Raw genomic sequence first — 17,000 nt, 5'->3', positions numbered from 1 at the left:
CAGCAGGGGGACCGACGTGCCCGTCATCTCCGCTCCGCACGAGTTCAACGAAGAGGACCTGTACGTCGACCTGCACCCGGTCGTCGGGCGATCGCTGTTCCTCAAGTGCGAGGGCTTCAACTTCGCCGGGTCGGTCAAGGTGAAGGCTGCCACCCGGATGGTGGAGCTCGCCGAACGCCGCGGCCTGTTGCGGCCCGGATCGGTCCTGGTGGAGTCCTCCTCGGGCAACCTGGGCGTGGCCCTGAGCATGATCGCGGCCAGCAAGGGCTACGGGTTCCGGTGCGTGACCGACTCCCGGTGCAACCTGTCGACCAGGCTGCTGATGGAAGCGCTGGGGGCCGAGGTGCACATCATCACCGAGCCCCACCCGGTCACCGGCCTCCTCGGGGCGCGCATCGAGTACGTGCAGGCACTGTGCGCCTCCGACGACCGGTACGTCTGGCTCAACCAGTACGACAACGTGGGGAACTGGGGAGCCCACTACGAGACGACGGCGCCCGCGATCGCCCGCCAGTTCCCGGAGCTGGACGTCCTGTTCGTCGGAGCGGGCACGACCGGCACCCTGATGGGCTGCGCCCGGTGGTTCTCCGACCACCGTCCCTCGGTGCGCGTCGTCGCCGTCGACGCGGTGGGCTCGGTCTCCTTCGGTGCGCCGCCGGCCCGCCGGATGATCCCCGGCCTGGGCATGGGGGTGCGCCCCCCGATGCTCGACGAGTCCGTCGTCGACGACGTCGTCTGGGTCGAGGAGGCCGACACCATCCGGACCTGCCACCAGCTGGCCCGGCGCGGCTTCCTCTTCGGCGGCTCGACCGGGACCGCGGTCAGCGGCGCGGTGGACTGGCTGACCCGCCACGACGCGGAGGGCCTCACGGCGGTCACCATCGCGCCGGACCTCGGTGAGCGGTACCTCGACACCGTCTACCAGCGCACCTGGGTCCAGGACCTCTTCGGCGAGGACGCGCTCCGTCCCGACGAGGGAGCCGCGGTCGAGCGGGCAGTGCCCCGGCCGCGGCAGCCTGAGTCCCCGTCGCCCGCCCTGTCCGCCCTGCGGTGAGACGGCAGCGGCACGGGTGACGGCACACCCCCGGGCACGTGCCCGGACCTCTCCTCCACCGACGCAAGGAGCTCAGCACGTGGGACGCCCGATCGAGGTCCGGACGGCCGCCCCTGCAGCGGTCCCGGCCGTCCACGACGCGCAGGCCGCCACGACCGGGGACGTCCAGGCCGTCCTGGCCGGGCTGCTGGCCGACCTGCTGGGCGTCGAGCGGGTGCCCGCGGACAGCCACTTCTTCGAGGACCTGGGCGCCGACTCGATGGTGATGGCGCGCTTCTGCGCCCGGGTCAGGAAGCGCCCGGACCTGCCCGCGGTCTCGATGAGGGACGTCTACCAGCACCCGACCGTCTCCGGGCTGGCGACGGCCCTCGCGCCGGTGCCGGCTCCGAGGCCCCCGACCGGCGCACCGGTCGAGACCGAGCTGGCCGCCGTCCTGGCCGAGGTCCTGCACGTGGACTCGGTGCCGGTCGACAGCCACGTGTTCGACGACCTCGGCGCCGACTCCATGGTGATGGCCCGGTTCTGCGCCCGCGTCCGCAAGCGGCCCGACCTGCCCTCCGTCTCGATGCGGGACGTCTATGCCCACCCGACGGTCCGCGGCCTGGCGACGGTGCTCGGCGCACCCCCGCCGGCCCCGGCCCCGGCCGCGGCGCCGGTCGCCGCGGCACCGGCGAGCACGCTCCGCTGCGGCCTGGTCGGGTCGCTGCAGGTCCTGGTCTTCCTCGGGTACCTGTACGCCGCCGCGGTCGTCGCCGACCTCGGCGTCGACTGGATCTCCGGGGGCGGGGACCTGGTCTCCCAGTACCTGCGGGCGGTCGCGTTCGGCGCCATGACCCTCGGCGGCACGGCGATCACCCCGGTCGTCGCGAAGTGGGTGCTGATCGGCCGGTGGAGGCCGCAGGACTTCCCCGTCTGGAGCCTGGCGTACGTCCGCTTCTGGGTGGTCAAGACGCTCGTCCGCAGCAGTCCGCTGCTGCTGTTCTTCGGCGGCTCACCGCTGCACGTGCTGTACCTGCGGGCCCTCGGCGCGAGGATCGGGCGCGGCGTCACGATCCTCGCCAAGCAGGTGCCCGTCGCCACCGACCTGCTCACGATCGGGGACGACACGGTCATCCGCCGGGAGTCGGCGTTCCCCTGCTACCGGGCGCACGCCGGGCTCATCCAGACCGGTCCGGTCACCATCGGCCGGGACGTGCTGGTCGGCGAGGCGACGGTGCTGGACATCGACACCTGCATCGGCGACGGCGCCCAGCTGGGCCTGCGTTCCACGCTGCAGCGCGGCCAGACCGTGCCCGCCGGCGAGCACTGGCACGGGAACCCGGCGCAGCCGACCGAGGTCGACTACAGCGTGCTGCCGCCGGCTCCGTGCGGCACCCGCAGGCGGGCCGTCTACTCGCTGATGCAGGTGCTGTCCGTCGTCCTGGTGACCCTGCCGCTCGGCATCGGCGGCATCTCCGTGCTGCTGGTCCTGTGGCCGGGGATCGGCACGCTGCTCGACGCCGGTCCGCTCGCGTTCACGGACCCGTCGTTCTACCTCCACGCCGCGGGGATCTCCGCCGTCCTGTTCGCCGGCGGGCTGCTCCTCGGCCTGCTGGCCGCGACGACGGTCCCCCGCGTGCTCGACCTCGGGATCAGGCCGGACCGGGTCTACCCGCTGTACGGCTTCCACTGGGCGCTGCACAGGGGGATCTCGCGGCTGACCAACCGCAAGTTCCTGACCGGTCTGCTCGGCGACAGCTCCTACATCGTGCACTACCTGCGGTGGATCGGGTACGACCTGTCCGAGGTCGTGCAGACGGGGTCGAACTTCGGCACCAACGTGACCCACGAGAGCCCCTACCACGTCACCGTCGGCACCGGGACGATGGTCGCCGACGGGCTGACCGTCGTGAACGCCGACTTCTCGGCGACGTCCTTCCGCGTCTCCCGGGCGTCGATCGCGCCGCGCAGCTTCCTCGGCAACGGCATCATCTACCCGCCGCAGTCCCGGATGGGGGAGAACTGCCTGCTCGCGACCAAGGTGCAGCTCCCGATCGAGGGACCGGTACGCGAGAACGTCGGGCTGCTCGGGTCGCCGGCCTTCGAGATCCCCCGGTCGGTCGAGCGGGACAGCACCTTCGACCACCACAGCAGCGCCGAGGAACTGCCGGGCCGGCTGGCCGCCAAGAACCGCTACAACCTGCGGACGATGGGGCTGTTCCTGCTGCTCCGGTGGAGTTCCTACCTCGGGATCACGCTGATCGGGCTCGCCGCTGCGCAGCTGCACCACAGCATGGGTGCGGTGTCGATCTTCACGGCGGAGGTCGGCGCCCTCCTGTTCACCGTCGTCCTCGGCGTCCTCGTGGAGCGGGCGAACCTGCGGTTCGGCCGGTTGCGACCGCAGTTCTGCTCGATCTACGACCCGTACTTCTGGTGGCACGAGCGCTACTGGAAGCTGATGTGGAACCCCGCCCTCTTCAACGGCACGCCGATGAAGGGCTTCATGTGGCGGCTGGTGGGGGTCCGCGTCGGTCGCCGGCTGTTCGACGACGGGGCCGACATCCCGGAGCGGACGCTGGTCACCATCGGCGACGACTGCACCCTCAACGCGCTGACCTGGCTGCAGGCGCACTCGCAGGAGGACGGCGCCTTCAAGTCCGACACCATCACCCTGGGATCGGGCGTCACCCTGGGCCCGTCGGCCTGGACCCACTACGGCGTGACGCTGGGCGACGGCGCCGTGCTCGCCGCCGACTCCTTCCTGATGAAGGGCGAGGAGATCCCGCCGGGCGGGCACTGGGGGGGCAACCCGGCCCGCGCGCTGCCGGAGACCCCGGTCGCCCCGCCGGCCCGCGCCGATCGCCCCACCGCGCCGCCGCCGCGGACCGGTGCCCCGACCCCCGTGTCCTCGTCCGGCGGACCGCATCCTGCGGCCGCCCGAGCCCTGACCCGGGCCCTGCAGTGAGGGAGACCCACCCGATGACCACGGCACCGACCGAGGCCGGCCCGGCCTCCCGGCGCGGAGTGTTCCCCGCCGGCGGCTCGACCGCGATCCCACGGTGGACCCGCGACCCTCGACCGGGCGTCGCCCGGCTCGACACGACCCTCCCCGGCAGCCTCGCGGTCGGGCTGCGCCGCCGGGCCGGCGAGCTGGGGGTGCCGCTGCGGTCGCTGTTCCTGGCCGCGCACGCCCGGGTGCTCGGCGCACTGTCCGGGGAGGCCGACGTCGTCACCGGTGTGGTGACCCGCACCGGGGACGACCCGGTGCCGTGCCGGCTGTCGAGCGACGCCGGGTCGTGGCGGCGGCTGGTGCGCCACGTGGCCGAGGTCGAGGCCGGGCTGCGGGTGCACCGGGGCGTCCCGCCGGACGACCTGCGACAGGAGCTGGACCTGACCGGTCCGGTGCCCGACGTGGTCATCGACCTCGGCGCCGAGGGCGACCTCGGCGGGGACGCCGTCCTGCGGGTGGGCATCCTCGGGGACGGGACACGCCTGGCGCTGCGGTACCGCGAGGACGTCCTCGACGCCGGCGCCGCCGCCCGGATCGCCGGGTACCACCGTGCGGCGCTGTCATCGCTCGCCTCCGACCCCGACGCCGAGCCCGGAGCGGCGGGCCTGCTCTCCGCGGCCGAGCTGCGGTTCCAGCTCGACGGACTGGCCGGGCGGCACCGCGAGCTCCCCGGCCGCGCGGTGCACGAGCTGTTCGAGGAGCAGGTGCGGCTGCGCCCGGACGACGTCGCGGCCGTGCACGAGGACGAGGAGCTGACCTACGGCGAGCTCGACGGCCGCGCCAACCAGGTCGCCCGCGCCCTGCTGGCCCGGGGCCTGCAGCCCGAGGACGTCGTCGCGGTGGTCACCGAGCGCGACCTGGACTGGCTGACCGCCGTGCTGGCCGTGTTCAAGGCCGGCGGCGCGTACCTGCCGGTCGAGCCGCACTTCCCGGCCGACCGGATCGCCCGGACCCTCTCCCGCGCGGAGTGCCGGCTGGTGCTCACCGAGCCGGGCAGCACCGCCTCCCTCGACGCGGCCCTCGAGGAGCTGCCCGACGTCGAGGTGCTGCGGGTCGGCGCGGCCGTGCAGGAGGGCCACCCCGACGGGGACCTCGGCATCGCGGTCGCCCCCGACCAGCTCGCCTACGTCTACTTCACCTCCGGCTCGACCGGCGAGCCCAAGGGCGCGATGTGCGAGCACGCGGGCATGCTCAACCACCTCGTCGCCAAGATCGACGACCTCCGGATCGGCGAGGGGCTGACCGTCGCCCAGGTCGCCCCGCAGTGCTTCGACATCTCGCTGTGGCAGCTGGTCTCCGCGTTGCTGGCCGGCGGGCGGACCCTGATCGTCCCGCAGGAGGTGGTCCTCGACGCCGAGCGCTTCGTCGACCGGATCGTCGAGGGCCGGGTCGGCGTCCTGCAGGTGGTGCCGTCCTACCTCGAGGTCGTGCTGACCTACCTGGAGGCGCACCCCCGTGCGCTGCCGGACCTGCGCTGCGTGTCGGTCACCGGGGAGGCGCTGAAGAAGGAGCTCGTGCAGCGCTGGTTCGCCGCGCAGCCGGACATCGCGCTGGTCAACGCCTACGGGCTGACCGAGACCTCCGACGACACCAACCACGCGGTGCTGCGGTCGGTGCCCGACACCGACCGGGTGCCGCTGGGCCGGCCGATCGCCAATGTCGAGGTGCGGGTGGTCGACGAGCACCTGGTGCCGGTGCCCCTGGGCGCGCCCGGGGAGATCGTCTTCTCCGGCGTCTGCGTCGGCCGCGGCTACGTCAACGACCCCGAGCGGACCGCGGCCGCCTTCGTGCCCGACCCGTACCGTCCGGGCCGGCGGCTCTACCGCAGCGGCGACTCCGGGCGCTGGCTGCCCGGCGGCGAGCTGGAGTTCCTCGGCCGGCGGGACAGCCAGGTGAAGATCTCCGGCTTCCGGATCGAGATCGGCGAGATCGAGAACACCCTGCTGCGCGTGCCCGGCGTGCGCGACGGCGCGGTCGTCGTCGCCGAGGGCCCCGACCGCAGCCGGCACCTGGTCGCCTTCTACGCCGCTCCCCGGCCGATCGAGGCGGACGCGCTGCGCACCCGGCTGGCCGCGACGCTGCCGGGCTACATGGTGCCGCGGACCTGCCACTGGCAGGCATCCCTGCCGCTGACGCCCAACGGCAAGATCGACACCAAGGCGCTCACCGCGCTGGCCGGCGAGCTCGCCCCGACCGAGGCGGACCCCGCGGCGCTGCGCACGCCGACCGAGCAGCGCGTGGCCGCCGCCTGGGCGCAGGTGCTCGGCATCCCGGCCGACCGGATCGGCCGGCGGGACTCCTTCTTCGACCGCGGCGGCACGTCGCTGTCGGCCGTGAAGCTCGCGGTGGCGCTGGACCGTGCCGTCACGCTCAAGGACCTCGTCGGCCACCCGGTCCTCGCCGACCTGGCCGCGCTGGTCGACGAACGGACCGGCACACGACCGGTTCCCGACCCGATCGCCTCCCGGGACACGGGAGGGACGGCGTGACGTCGTCCCCCGCCCGGGCGGGTCGTCGTGACGCACCCTGGTGCAGGTCCGGGATGACCGGTGACGAGCCTCGGCCCGAGGGCGACTGCCCGGCCCTGGTGTCGTCGGAGTTCGAGGACGTCGTCAGCCGACTGGAACGGAGCCACGGCATCCCGCTGTGCCCCGAGGTGGCCCGGTGCAGCCCTCCCGTGGAGCTCGTGGCACCCATCCACCGTCGGTGACGTCCAGCGGATGAGCCGACCGCGCCGCGGACGGTCGCCTGGCGCGGCCGGCGACGCGCGAGGCGTCAGCCCCCTCGTCGCCGGGGGGTCTCCCCCCGCTGGAGAACGGGGGCTCCTCGCGGCAGGGCGGGGGTCAGCGCCATGTCAGGTGGGTCCGGGCCCGGCGATCCTCGTCCCAGGAGCACCACAGGCCACCGCCGGCCTCGTCCACCCGAGAGCCGTACAGACCGGGAGGGGATCGTGATGAACACCTACGACCCTGCAGACAGCATCGTCTACGTGCACATGGCTCCGGAGTCCGACCCGTGGAGCCGCCCGGTGGTCCAGACGCAGCGGTGCACCACGCTCCCGACCGGTTACGCGAACCAGTCCCCGCGGACCCGGTTGCGGACCGACTCCAGGTCGGTCGGGATGCCCTCCCGCCGCTCTCGTCGGAGCGCGTGACGCGGAAGCCTCCGGGATGACCGGCACGGGGCGAACGACACGACGGATGCACCGAGGACGAGCCCGGTGCCCGTGGTGCCCAGGCGGAGGAGCACCCGGTCGGTCAGGTGGGCGGTCCCGCCGACCTCCTCGGCCAGCGCCGTGACCGGGGAGACGAGACCGGCGCCACCAGCAGCAGCCAGAACGGCGGCGAGGACGGGACGAGCACGCGACAACGCCCGTCCTGCAGGCGGGGAGGACGTCGTGGCCGGGCCGCCGGGCGGTTCCCCGGTGCGCACTCGACGGGGGCTAACGTCCGCGCTGTGACGGCGACGACACCGACGGTCCAGACCTCCGGCGGCGCGGTGCGCGGCACCACCCTCGACGGCGTGCACGCGTTCCTCGGCATCCCCTACGCGGCCCCGCCCTTCGGCCCCCGGCGGTTCGCCGCGCCCCAGCGACCCGAGCGCTGGGACGGGGTCCGGTCGGCCACCGAGTACGGACCGACGGTGCCCAAGCCGCCCTACGCGCCGCCGTACGACGTCCTGCTGCCGGAGCCGCAGATCCCCGGCGAGGACTGCCTCAACCTCAACGTCTGGACCCCGGACCCGGGCGCGTCCGGGCTGCCGGTGTTCGTGTGGATCCACGGCGGCGCCTTCGTCAACGGGTCGGGCGCGGTCCCGGTCTACGACGGCACGGCCTTCGCCCGCGACGGCGTCGTGTGCGTGACGATCAACTACCGGCTCGGCGTCGACGGCTTCCTGCACTTCGCCGACGACGGTCCGGCCAACCGCGGCCTGCTCGACCAGGTGGCCGCGCTGCGCTGGGTGCAGGAGAACATCGCGGCCTTCGGCGGCGACCCGGCCAGGGTCACGATCGGCGGTGAGTCGGCCGGCGCGATGAGCGTGGGCTCCCTGCTGGCGATGCCCTCGGCGCGCGGGTTGTTCCACCAGGCCGTGGCGCAGAGCGGCGCCGGCCACCACGCGCTGACCGCGGCCACGGCGACCAGGATCGGCGGCTACGTCGCCGAGCGGCTGGACGTGCCGGCCACGCGGGAGGCGCTGGCCGCCGTCCCCGTCGGAGAGCTGATCGCCGCCCAGCAGGGGCTGGCCCGGGAGGTCGCGGTCATGCCCGACCCCGGCCGCTTCGGCGAGGTCGCGGTCAACCTCCTGGCCTTCGAGCCGGTGGTCGACGGCGACCTGCTGCCCGACCTCCCGATCCGGGCCGTCGCGGACGGGTCGGCCCGCGACGTCGCCGTCCTCGTGGGCGCCAACCGCGACGAGCAGCGGCTGTTCCTGGTGCCCAACGGGGTCGTCGACCTGGTGACCGACCAGGTGCTGCACCTGACCGTCGCCGGGTACGGGCTGCCGGCCGACCGGGCGCTCGAGGTCTACCGCGCGGCTCGCCCCAGGGGGACGCCGGGGGACCTGCTGGCCGACATCGCCACCGACTGGTACTTCCGGCTGCCGGCGATCCGGCTGGCCGAGGCGGTGACCCAGCAGGGCGGGGCCGCCGGCGGGCGGGCCTGGGTGTACGAGTTCTCCTGGCCCTCGCCGCAGTTCGGTGGTCGGCTCGGCGCCTGCCACGCCCTCGAGCTCGGCTTCACCTTCGACACGCTGGAACACGAGGCGCACGGCGCGCTGATGGGCGACGCCGCCCCGCAGGAGCTGGCCGACGCGATGCACGGCGCGTGGGTCCGCTTCGTCACCGACGGCGACCCCGGCTGGGCGCCCTACGAGACCCGGCGCCGGCCGGTGCAGGTCTTCGGTGAGCAGGTACGGGTGGTCGACGACCCGAGGGGTTCCGAGCGCGCGCTCTGGGACGGGATCCGCTAGGTGTACCGACCCGGGACATCGGTCACCCGGCGGGTGCGCGGGTCGTCCGCGCGATGCCGCCGGGCGCCGACGGGTCGGCCTCGGACGATGCTCCGGACGCGGCACGGGCGACCTCGTCCAGCCACGTCCCGGTGGCAGATCCCTCACCGTGCGTGAGTCGAGGGCGGGTCCGCGACCCCGGATCGGCAGTACCGTGCTCCGGTGGACGGGCCGTCCCCGGGGCCGGAGATCGCGTCGTGAGGCCGCACCTCAGCCTCGACCAGGCGGCGGAGGTGCTCGGGTCGACGCAGGTCTTCGGCGCGCTCGACCGGCGCTCACTGCTCGATCTGGCCGCGGGCAGCAGGCAGCGGACCTACGGCCGGGGGCAGTACCTCTGGTACCAGGGTGATCCCGGAGACCACCTGGTCGTGGTCTGCACGGGCCTGGTCAAGGTCGTGCTGACGTCGGAGCAGGGCGACGAGATCGTGCTCGTCACCCTGGGCCGGCACGAGACCGTCGGCGAGCTCGCCATCCTCGACGGTTCACCGCGCTCGGCATCGGTCATCGCCGTCGAGCCGACGACCGTGTTGATGCTCACGCGGGCGGCGGTGCTGGAGACGATGGCCGCCCATCCGGCGGTCCTCGACGCCGTCCTCCGCTCGCTCGGGCAGCTGGTCCGCCGGCTGACCGAGCAGACCGGCGGCCTCGTCTTCCTCGACCTCGCAGGCCGTGTCGCGAAGGTCCTGCTCCAGCTCGCACAGCGCCATGCGCGGGACGACCAGCACACGGTGCTCGACGTCGGGCTGTCGCAGTCCGACATCGCCGCGATGGTGGGAGCGACCCGACCCGCGGTCAACCGGATCCTGCAGCTCTTCGCGGCCCGGGGCCTGATCTCGGTGGACGGCCGCGTGATCGTCCTCCGTGACCCCTCCGCGCTGCGCCGCCGCGCCGGCATGTGACGCACCCGGGCCCGTCGTGGCCGAGGCGGCGTCCGGTGCCCGGGCGGCACCGACGTGCCTGTCATCCGGATGACAGCCGGCGTGTCCGCGGGCTGGCAGCCCGGCGCAGGCCCCGGCCATAGCGTCCTCCCCGCAGCCGGACCCGGTGCAGCGCCACGACCACCACGACGGTCACCCGATCGGTCGTGGGAGGCCGGCGGAACTGCGCCCAGGCTGTTCACCCACCCAACGATCCGCTGATCGCCCCGCATCGTGCGGATCCGTCGAGAACGGGACTGCTGCGTGATGGCCACACAGCTCTGCCGCACGACTGCGCACGCCGCCCGCGGATGCGACAACGCCACGTTGCTCGCACAGGTGGCGGCGGGCGACCAGTCGGCCTGGAGACGACTGATCGACGAGTACGACGGCCTCGTCCGGTCCGTTGCCGCGTCGTTCCGCCTCCAGACGGCGGACGTCCACGACGTGGCGCAGACGACCTGGCTGCGCCTGCTCCAGAACGTGCGGACCATCCGCGACCCCGAGCGGCTGGCGGGATGGCTCGCGGTCACCGCGTCGCGGGAGTCCTTGGCGCTCCTGCGCCGGTCCGCTCGGCTGCGCCCGCTGCCCATGGTCGACGAGACGCCGGATGCCACGGCCGGTCCGGAGGAGGACGTCATCGACCGCGACGAGGCACGGGACCTGTGGGCCGCCGTGGCCGAACTCCCGCCGCGGCAGCAGCGTCTGCTCGTCGCACTCTTCCGGGACGAGCTGGACTCGTACAACGACGTCGCCGCCAGGTGCGCCATGCCCGTCGGCAGCATCGGCCCGACGCGGGCACGCGCACTGTCCCGCCTCCGGAGCAAGCTCGCCGACCGCGGCCTGGGTCCGGCCGTCGCCTGAGCCGGTCGGCCCGCCGTCGCCGTTGGGGGGCGGTGCCCTGGTCGGGCCGTGTCGCTTCGCAGGGGCACCCACCGCGGGGACAGCGCGCCGATGGGGTCCCGGGTCCTCGGACCCCTTGAAGCCAGGGACGACAGCGGTAGCGTCGTCTCGGTGGCGGCTCCCCTCGCTCCGGCCGGGCCCGGAGCGAGGCCGCCCGCACCGGACGTCCGCAAGACGGTCACGATCCTCTTCGCCGACCTCGTCGACTCGTCCCGGTTGAGCCTCACCCTCGACCCGGAAGCGCTCCGGAACCTGCTCGCGCGCTACTTCGGCGAGATGAGCGCCATCGTCGGCAAGCACGGCGGAACCGTGGAGAAGTACATCGGTGACGCGATCATGGCGGTGTTCGGCGTACCGACCCTCCACGAGGACGACGCCCTGCGTGCGGTGCGGGGAGCCATCGAGATGCGCGACAGGCTCACCGTCCTCAACCGCGATCTCGAGGCCGGCTGGGGTGTCCGGTTGGCCAGCCGGATCGGCGTCAACACCGGCGAGGTCATCGCCGGCGACCACCGGCAGGGACACCTCTTCGTCACCGGAGAGGCCGTGAACGTCGCCAAGCGCCTCGAGGAGGCGGCAGCGGCGAACGAGATCCTGATCAGCAGGTCGACGCACCAGCTGGTGCGCGACGCGGTCGACGTCGAGCCGAGCGGGCCACGCGCACTCAAGCACGGAGCGGTCGTCGACGCCCTGGTCGTCAGGCACGCCCGCGCGCACGCCCCCGGCCTCGCGCGCCACTTCGAGTCACCGTTCATCGGGCGACAGGGCCCCCGCTCGGTGCTCAGGACCGTGTTCGGCGGGGCGGTCAGCCAGGGGAGTTGCCACGTGCTGACCGTGCTCGGCGACGCCGGCGTGGGGAAGTCGCGGCTCGTGCGGGAGTTCACGGCCGAACTCGGCGACGACGTCGTGGTCCTGCACGGTCGCTGCCTGCCCTACGGCGAGGGGATCACCTACTGGCCCCTGGCGGAGATCGTCCGGGGGATCGCCCGGGCCAAGGGTCTGGAGCCCGATGAGCAGTCCGCGGCCACGATCGCGGCGCGGCTCGCCGCGGAGGAGCTCGCCGGGGAGGAGAAGGCCCAGCTGATCGCCCAGCGCGTGGCCGAGACGCTCGGGCTCGGCAGCGCGGGGGGAGGGACGAGCGAGGAGACCTTCTGGGCGGTCCGGAGGCTGTTCGAGGCACTGGCGCGAGCGGGGCCGCTCGTCGTCGTGGTGGACGACCTCCACTGGGCCGAGCCGACCTTCCTCGACCTGGTGGAGCACGTCGCCGACTTCTCGCGCGGGTTCCCGATCCTGCTCGTCTGCATCGCCCGGAGGGACCTGCTGGAGATCCGCCCGGGTTGGGGGAGCCGCAAGCCGAACACGACGTCGATCGCGCTCGAGCCACTGAGCGAGGCGGAGTGCCGCGAGCTGGTGTCCAACCTGCTGGGCCGCGCGCCCGTGCCGCCCGCCGCCGCCTCCGTGATCGCGGGCTCGGCCGAGGGCAACGCGCTCTTCGCGGAGGAACTCGTGGCGATGCTCGTCGACGACGGGCTGCTCGTGCGCGAGGACGACCGCTGGGTCGCCCCGGCGGACCTCTCCGAACTCCCCGTTCCCTCGACGATCCACGCGCTCCTCGCCGCGCGCCTGGAGAGCCTCCCGGCCGACCAGCGGGCGATCCTGACGACCGCAGCGGTCGAAGGGGTGGTCTTCCACCGGGGTGCCGTCGGCGAGCTCGCCCACCCCGCGCTCGACGCGGCGCTCGAGGACGGCTTGCAGACGCTGGTCCACCGGGACCTGATCCGCCGGAACGCGGCGGACTTCGCCGGCGAGGAGGCCTACCGCTTCCGGCACGGGCTGATCCGCGATGCCGCCTATCGCTCACTGCCGAAGGGCGATCGGGCCGACCTGCACGAGCGCTACGCGGGCTGGCTCGAGGCGATGGCCGACGACCGCTCGCGCTCGCGCGAGTTCGAGGAGATCGTCGGTTACCACCTCGAACAGGCCTTCCGGTACCGGGTCGCGGTCGGATCGCTCGACTCGCGTGCCGCCTCGCTCGCCACACGGGCGTCCGAGCGTCTCGAGGCGGCAGGACGACGAGCGCTCGCTCGCAGCGACCTGCCTGCGGGGATCGGCCTGCTCGAGCGCGTGACGGAGCTGCTCCGGACCGAGGACCCGAGGCGGCCGCTGGTGCTCGCCGAGCTCGGCGCCGCGATGATCGAGTCCGGCCGGCTGGCCCAGGCCGGGCGCGTGCTCGACGAGGCGGAGCGGCTGGCCGCGGCCGGAGACGACACGTGCACGGCGTCGCACGTGCTGGTCCAACGGCAGTTCCTGCGGCTGCTCCACGTCGAGGAGGGCGGGACCGAGGAAGCCGCTCGGACGATGGCCCTGGTGATCCCGGTCTTCGAGCGGTGTGCGGACGACCTCGGCCTGTGCCGCGCACGGCGGCTCGAGGCATGGCTCCACTGGAACGAGGCTCGTGCCGAGGCGGCAGCAGCGGCGTGGGAGCGCGCGGCCGCGCATGCGCGCGAGGCAGGGGATCGTCATGTGCGGAACGAGATCCTGACGTGGGTCGCGTCCTCGCTGTGGTTCGGTCCGACACCCGCCGACGAGGGTGTGCGCCGCTGCGAGGCGATGCGCGAGGAGGTGCACGAGAGCCCGGAGTCCGAGGCGGCGATCCTCCGTCACCTCGCCGGCCTGCACGCGATGCTCGGTCGCTTCGACCTCGCCCGCCGGCTGCTGGCGACGAGCAACGCCGCCTACGCGGACCTCGGCCTCACCCTGAACGCGGCGACCTCCCAGAACGAGGCCGTCATCGAGCTGCTCGCGGGCAACCCGGCGGCGGCCGAGGAGAGCCTGCGCACGGGATGTCGCGCGCTCGAGGAGATGGGGGAGCGCATGTTCCTCCCGACGACCGCCGCCTTCCTCGCGCGAGCGGTCTTCGACCAGGGGCGCGACGTGGAGGCCGAGGAGCTCGCGGGTCTCAGCGCCCGACTGGCCGGGCCCACCGACCTGCTGTCGCAGGTCCTCTGGCGCGGGGTCCGCGCGCGCGTGCTCACCAGGCGTGCCGAACTCCAGGAGGCCGAGGCGCTGGCGCGCGAGGCGGTGGCACTCGCCGGGGCGACCGACTTCCTCAACCACCGGGCCGACGCGCTGCTCGACCTGTCACACGTGCTCGAAGCCTCCCGCAGAGCCGACGAAGCCGTCACCGCTGCCTCGGAGGCGCTGCGTCTCTATGGGGTGAAGGGGAACGTGATCGCCGCGGCCGCGACCCGACGGCGGCTCGAGGAACTCGGCAAGAGGACATGATGGCCATGCTGTGCGCGGGGTCCACTGCGTACCGGCACACCTGTGAGCCGCGGGGCTCGGATTGGCGGTGACGCGATGGCGTCAGCCGGAGGCAACTTCAACCGGGTGCTGACGATCGACGCGGGGAGAGGCGTCTGGCTCCGCGGTCCTCTCGAACTCGAGGACGACCAGACGCTGCGGAGGATGTACATCTGGCTCTGGCAGTCGAACCGTGACGGGACGGGGGCTGCCGCCACAGCCGTGCTGGACGATGCCGACTTCGACAGCGAGGCCGCCCGGAGGCAGGGTGGTGCGGAGTGGAAGACGATGGCGCAGTCCGAGTACGGCGAGTTCCGGGTCGGGCCTGCGACCGGGATGGCGCTGGCGATCCTGAGACGAGCAGATGGATCGACGACTCCGTACTGGTGGTCCGACAGCAACGTCCGTCTGGAACGAGGCGTGAGGTACTGATGGGGCCCCACCACCGCTGAGCGCACCCGACGGGCGGGACCGGAGCCGGGGGGCGACGCGCTGCGCCGGGTCGTGGCCGACCTCCTCGGGACCCCGTCGGCCGTCTCCGCACGGGCATGCCCGAGGCCCCGTCCGGCTCGACGACACGCAGTCCCGGAAGACCGCCGCTGGAGACGCCCCCGCCGCACGTCCTGCCCGGGTCGAGCGCCCGGGGACGGTCCGGTGACGTCTGCGTGACGGGTCTCTTGGTCTGCTGCTGCCGGGCGGCCGTCCGACCTCCGGCCGCGATGCCACGGGAGGAGCCAGGAACCATGACCACGAGCACCCGCGTCGAGGTGCTGGCGCCACGGCGTCCGCTGGACGACCTCGTCGCCGACGAATCCCTGCCCGCCGACCTGACCGTGCAGGTCGGCAACGCGGGGGCGCCGATCGCCGACTCGGTGCCGCTGCAGGAGTTCGTCGCCTCGGCCGGCAACCTCAGCCACGCCCAGCGCATGACGATCGTCCAGCAGGCCCTGCTCCTGCTCGAGGGCAACTACGTGCACCTGCCCCTGAAGGCGGCCATGCACGCAGTGAACCCGGTGCAGCGGCTGCGGCTGCTGCGGGCCCGGCTGGGGCAGCAGACCGACGCGACGATGGCGCCGGAACGGGACTTCCACCGGGAGGTGTTGAGCATCTTCCACTCGGTGCGCGACCTGCACACCAACTACGTGCTGCCGGCCCCGTTCAGCGGGAAGATCGCCTACCTGCCGTTCCAGGTGGAACGCTGCGTGGACGGCGGGGCGGAGAAGTACATCGTCAGCCATCTGGCGCAGGGCGTGAGCACCGCGACGTTCACGCGCGGTGTCGAGATCACCCACTGGAACGGTGTGCCGATCGCCCTGGCCGCGGCCGTCAACGCCGACCGGTTCGCCGGCAGCAACCGGGCGGCCCGCCTGGCGCGGGGGATCGATGCCCTGACCCTGCGCTCGCTGCGGCTGCACCTGCCCCCGGACGAGGAGTGGGTGACCATCACCTACCTGGACGCCGGCGGGGTGCGCCACGAGCTGCGCCAGCCCTGGCTGGTCGGGCCCAACCTCCCGCCCATGGCCGACGCCGACGCCCCGACCGTCGCCGCCGCCTCGCGGGGGCTGGACCTGTTCGCCGACGAGATCAGCCGCGCCCGCGCGCTGCTGTTCGCGCCGCAGGCCGTGGACCAGCAGTTCTCCGACGTCCAGGCCGAGGTCGAGACCGAGCCGGCCGAGGCAGGGGCCGAGCTCACCACGACCATGCCGTTGTTCTTCCGGGCACGCAGCGTCGTGACCCCCTCGGGCACGTTCGGCCACGTGCGGATCTTCTCGTTCGACGTCGAGGACGCGCTCGTCGAAGCCTTCGTCGACGAGTTCGTGCGGCTGATCGGGCTGCTCCCGCAGGACGGGCTGGTCCTCGACGTGCGCGGCAACGGGGGTGGGCACATCCACGCCAGCGAGTTCCTCCTGCAGACGCTGACGCCGCGGCCGATCACCCCGGAGCCGGTGCAGTTCATCTGCACCCCGCTCAACCTGGCCGTCGTGCGCCAGCACAAGGACAACCCGAGCGGCATCGACCTGGGGCCGTGGTTCCGGTCCATGGAGCAGGCCGTGGAGACCGGGTCGGCCTTCTCCTCGGCGTTCCCGATCACCCCGGTCGAGGGCGCCAACCGCCGGGGACAGCAGTACTGCGGCCCGGTGGTGCTCGTCACCGACGCGCGCTGCTACTCGGCGACGGACATCTTCGCCGCCGGCTTCCAGGACCACGGGATCGGTCCGGTGCTCGGCGTGGACGACAACACCGGGGCGGGCGGCGCCAACGTGTGGACGCACAGCCTGCTCAAGCGGCTGCTCGAGCTGCCGCAGCCGAACCCGGAGAGCCCGTACCGGGCCCTGCCGAACGGAGCCGCCATGCGGGTCTCCATCCGGCGGACCCTCCGCGTGGGCGAGCTGGCCGGTACCCCGGTGGAGGACCTCGGCGTCGTGCCGGAACACCGGCGCGAACTGACCCGCCGCGACGTGCTCGAGGGCAACCTCGACCTGCTCAACGCTGCGGGGGCGCTGCTGGCGGCGATGCCTGGGCGCGCTCTGCGGCTGACGTCCTCGCTGGACGGCGGCGGCACGCTCACCCTGCAGGTGACGACGGCGGGCATCCAGCGCCTCGACGTCTACGTCGACGGCCGGCCACGGGCCAGCACCGACGTGGCGGACGGCACCTCGACCGTCACCGTGACCGGGGTGGCCGGCGCCGACGTCGTCCGGGTGGAGGGGCACGCCGGCGGGGAGCTGGTCGCCGCGCGCACCCAGCAGATCTGACCGGCATGCCGCCCGCGTCCCCTCCGCCGACGCTCCGGCGCCGGGTGCCCCACCGGCCGGAGGGGGGTGGG

Annotated in this window: 9 protein-coding genes; all 9 read left to right on the top strand. The window is 73.5% G+C overall.

All coding sequences use genetic code 11. The features are described 5' to 3' along the window. Positions 1–16: 16 nt before the first annotated feature. The 9 genes from sbnA to BLS21_RS05045 all read left to right on the top strand — a co-directional run bounded on the left by sbnA (position 17) and on the right by BLS21_RS05045 (position 16,929). On the top strand, positions 17–1,054 hold the full coding sequence (gene sbnA, locus BLS21_RS05090) for a 2,3-diaminopropionate biosynthesis protein SbnA (RefSeq protein WP_091214661.1): 1,038 nt from the start codon (positions 17–19) through the stop codon (positions 1,052–1,054). Positions 1,055–1,133: 79 nt separating this feature from the next. Then, a complete protein-coding gene (locus BLS21_RS05085; protein WP_091214658.1) occupies positions 1,134–3,998 on the top strand; it encodes a Pls/PosA family non-ribosomal peptide synthetase in 2,865 nt (954 codons plus the stop codon). Positions 3,999–4,012: 14 nt separating this feature from the next. Beyond that, a complete protein-coding gene (locus BLS21_RS05080; RefSeq protein ID WP_091214656.1) occupies positions 4,013–6,532 on the top strand; it encodes a non-ribosomal peptide synthetase in 2,520 nt (839 codons plus the stop codon). Between the two features lie 967 nt (positions 6,533–7,499). Beyond that, a complete protein-coding gene (locus tag BLS21_RS05070) occupies positions 7,500–9,011 on the top strand; it encodes a carboxylesterase/lipase family protein (protein WP_091214651.1) in 1,512 nt (503 codons plus the stop codon). 236 nt (positions 9,012–9,247) lie between these two features. Beyond that, positions 9,248–9,949, top strand: a complete 702-nt coding sequence (locus BLS21_RS05065; protein ID WP_175479425.1) for a Crp/Fnr family transcriptional regulator — start codon at positions 9,248–9,250, stop codon at positions 9,947–9,949. 285 nt (positions 9,950–10,234) lie between these two features. Next, complete coding sequence (locus tag BLS21_RS05060; RefSeq protein WP_139177018.1) at positions 10,235–10,831, top strand: RNA polymerase sigma factor; 597 nt, start codon at positions 10,235–10,237, stop codon at positions 10,829–10,831. 150 nt (positions 10,832–10,981) lie between these two features. Then, on the top strand, positions 10,982–14,155 hold the full coding sequence (locus BLS21_RS05055) for an ATP-binding protein (RefSeq protein ID WP_217635988.1): 3,174 nt from the start codon (positions 10,982–10,984) through the stop codon (positions 14,153–14,155). 105 nt (positions 14,156–14,260) lie between these two features. Further along, complete coding sequence (locus tag BLS21_RS05050) at positions 14,261–14,605, top strand: hypothetical protein (RefSeq protein WP_091214640.1); 345 nt, start codon at positions 14,261–14,263, stop codon at positions 14,603–14,605. Between the two features lie 311 nt (positions 14,606–14,916). Then, the gene (locus tag BLS21_RS05045; RefSeq protein ID WP_091214637.1) at positions 14,917–16,929 is read left to right on the top strand and encodes a S41 family peptidase; all 2,013 of its coding nucleotides are present in this window, start codon (positions 14,917–14,919) and stop codon (positions 16,927–16,929) included. Positions 16,930–17,000 lie beyond the last annotated feature (71 nt).

The organism is Geodermatophilus siccatus (genome assembly GCF_900103785.1).
GTDB lineage: Bacteria > Actinomycetota > Actinomycetes > Mycobacteriales > Geodermatophilaceae > Geodermatophilus > Geodermatophilus siccatus.
Note: the sequence above shows the minus strand (reverse complement) of the source record. Positions and strands in the feature narration are given on the sequence as shown.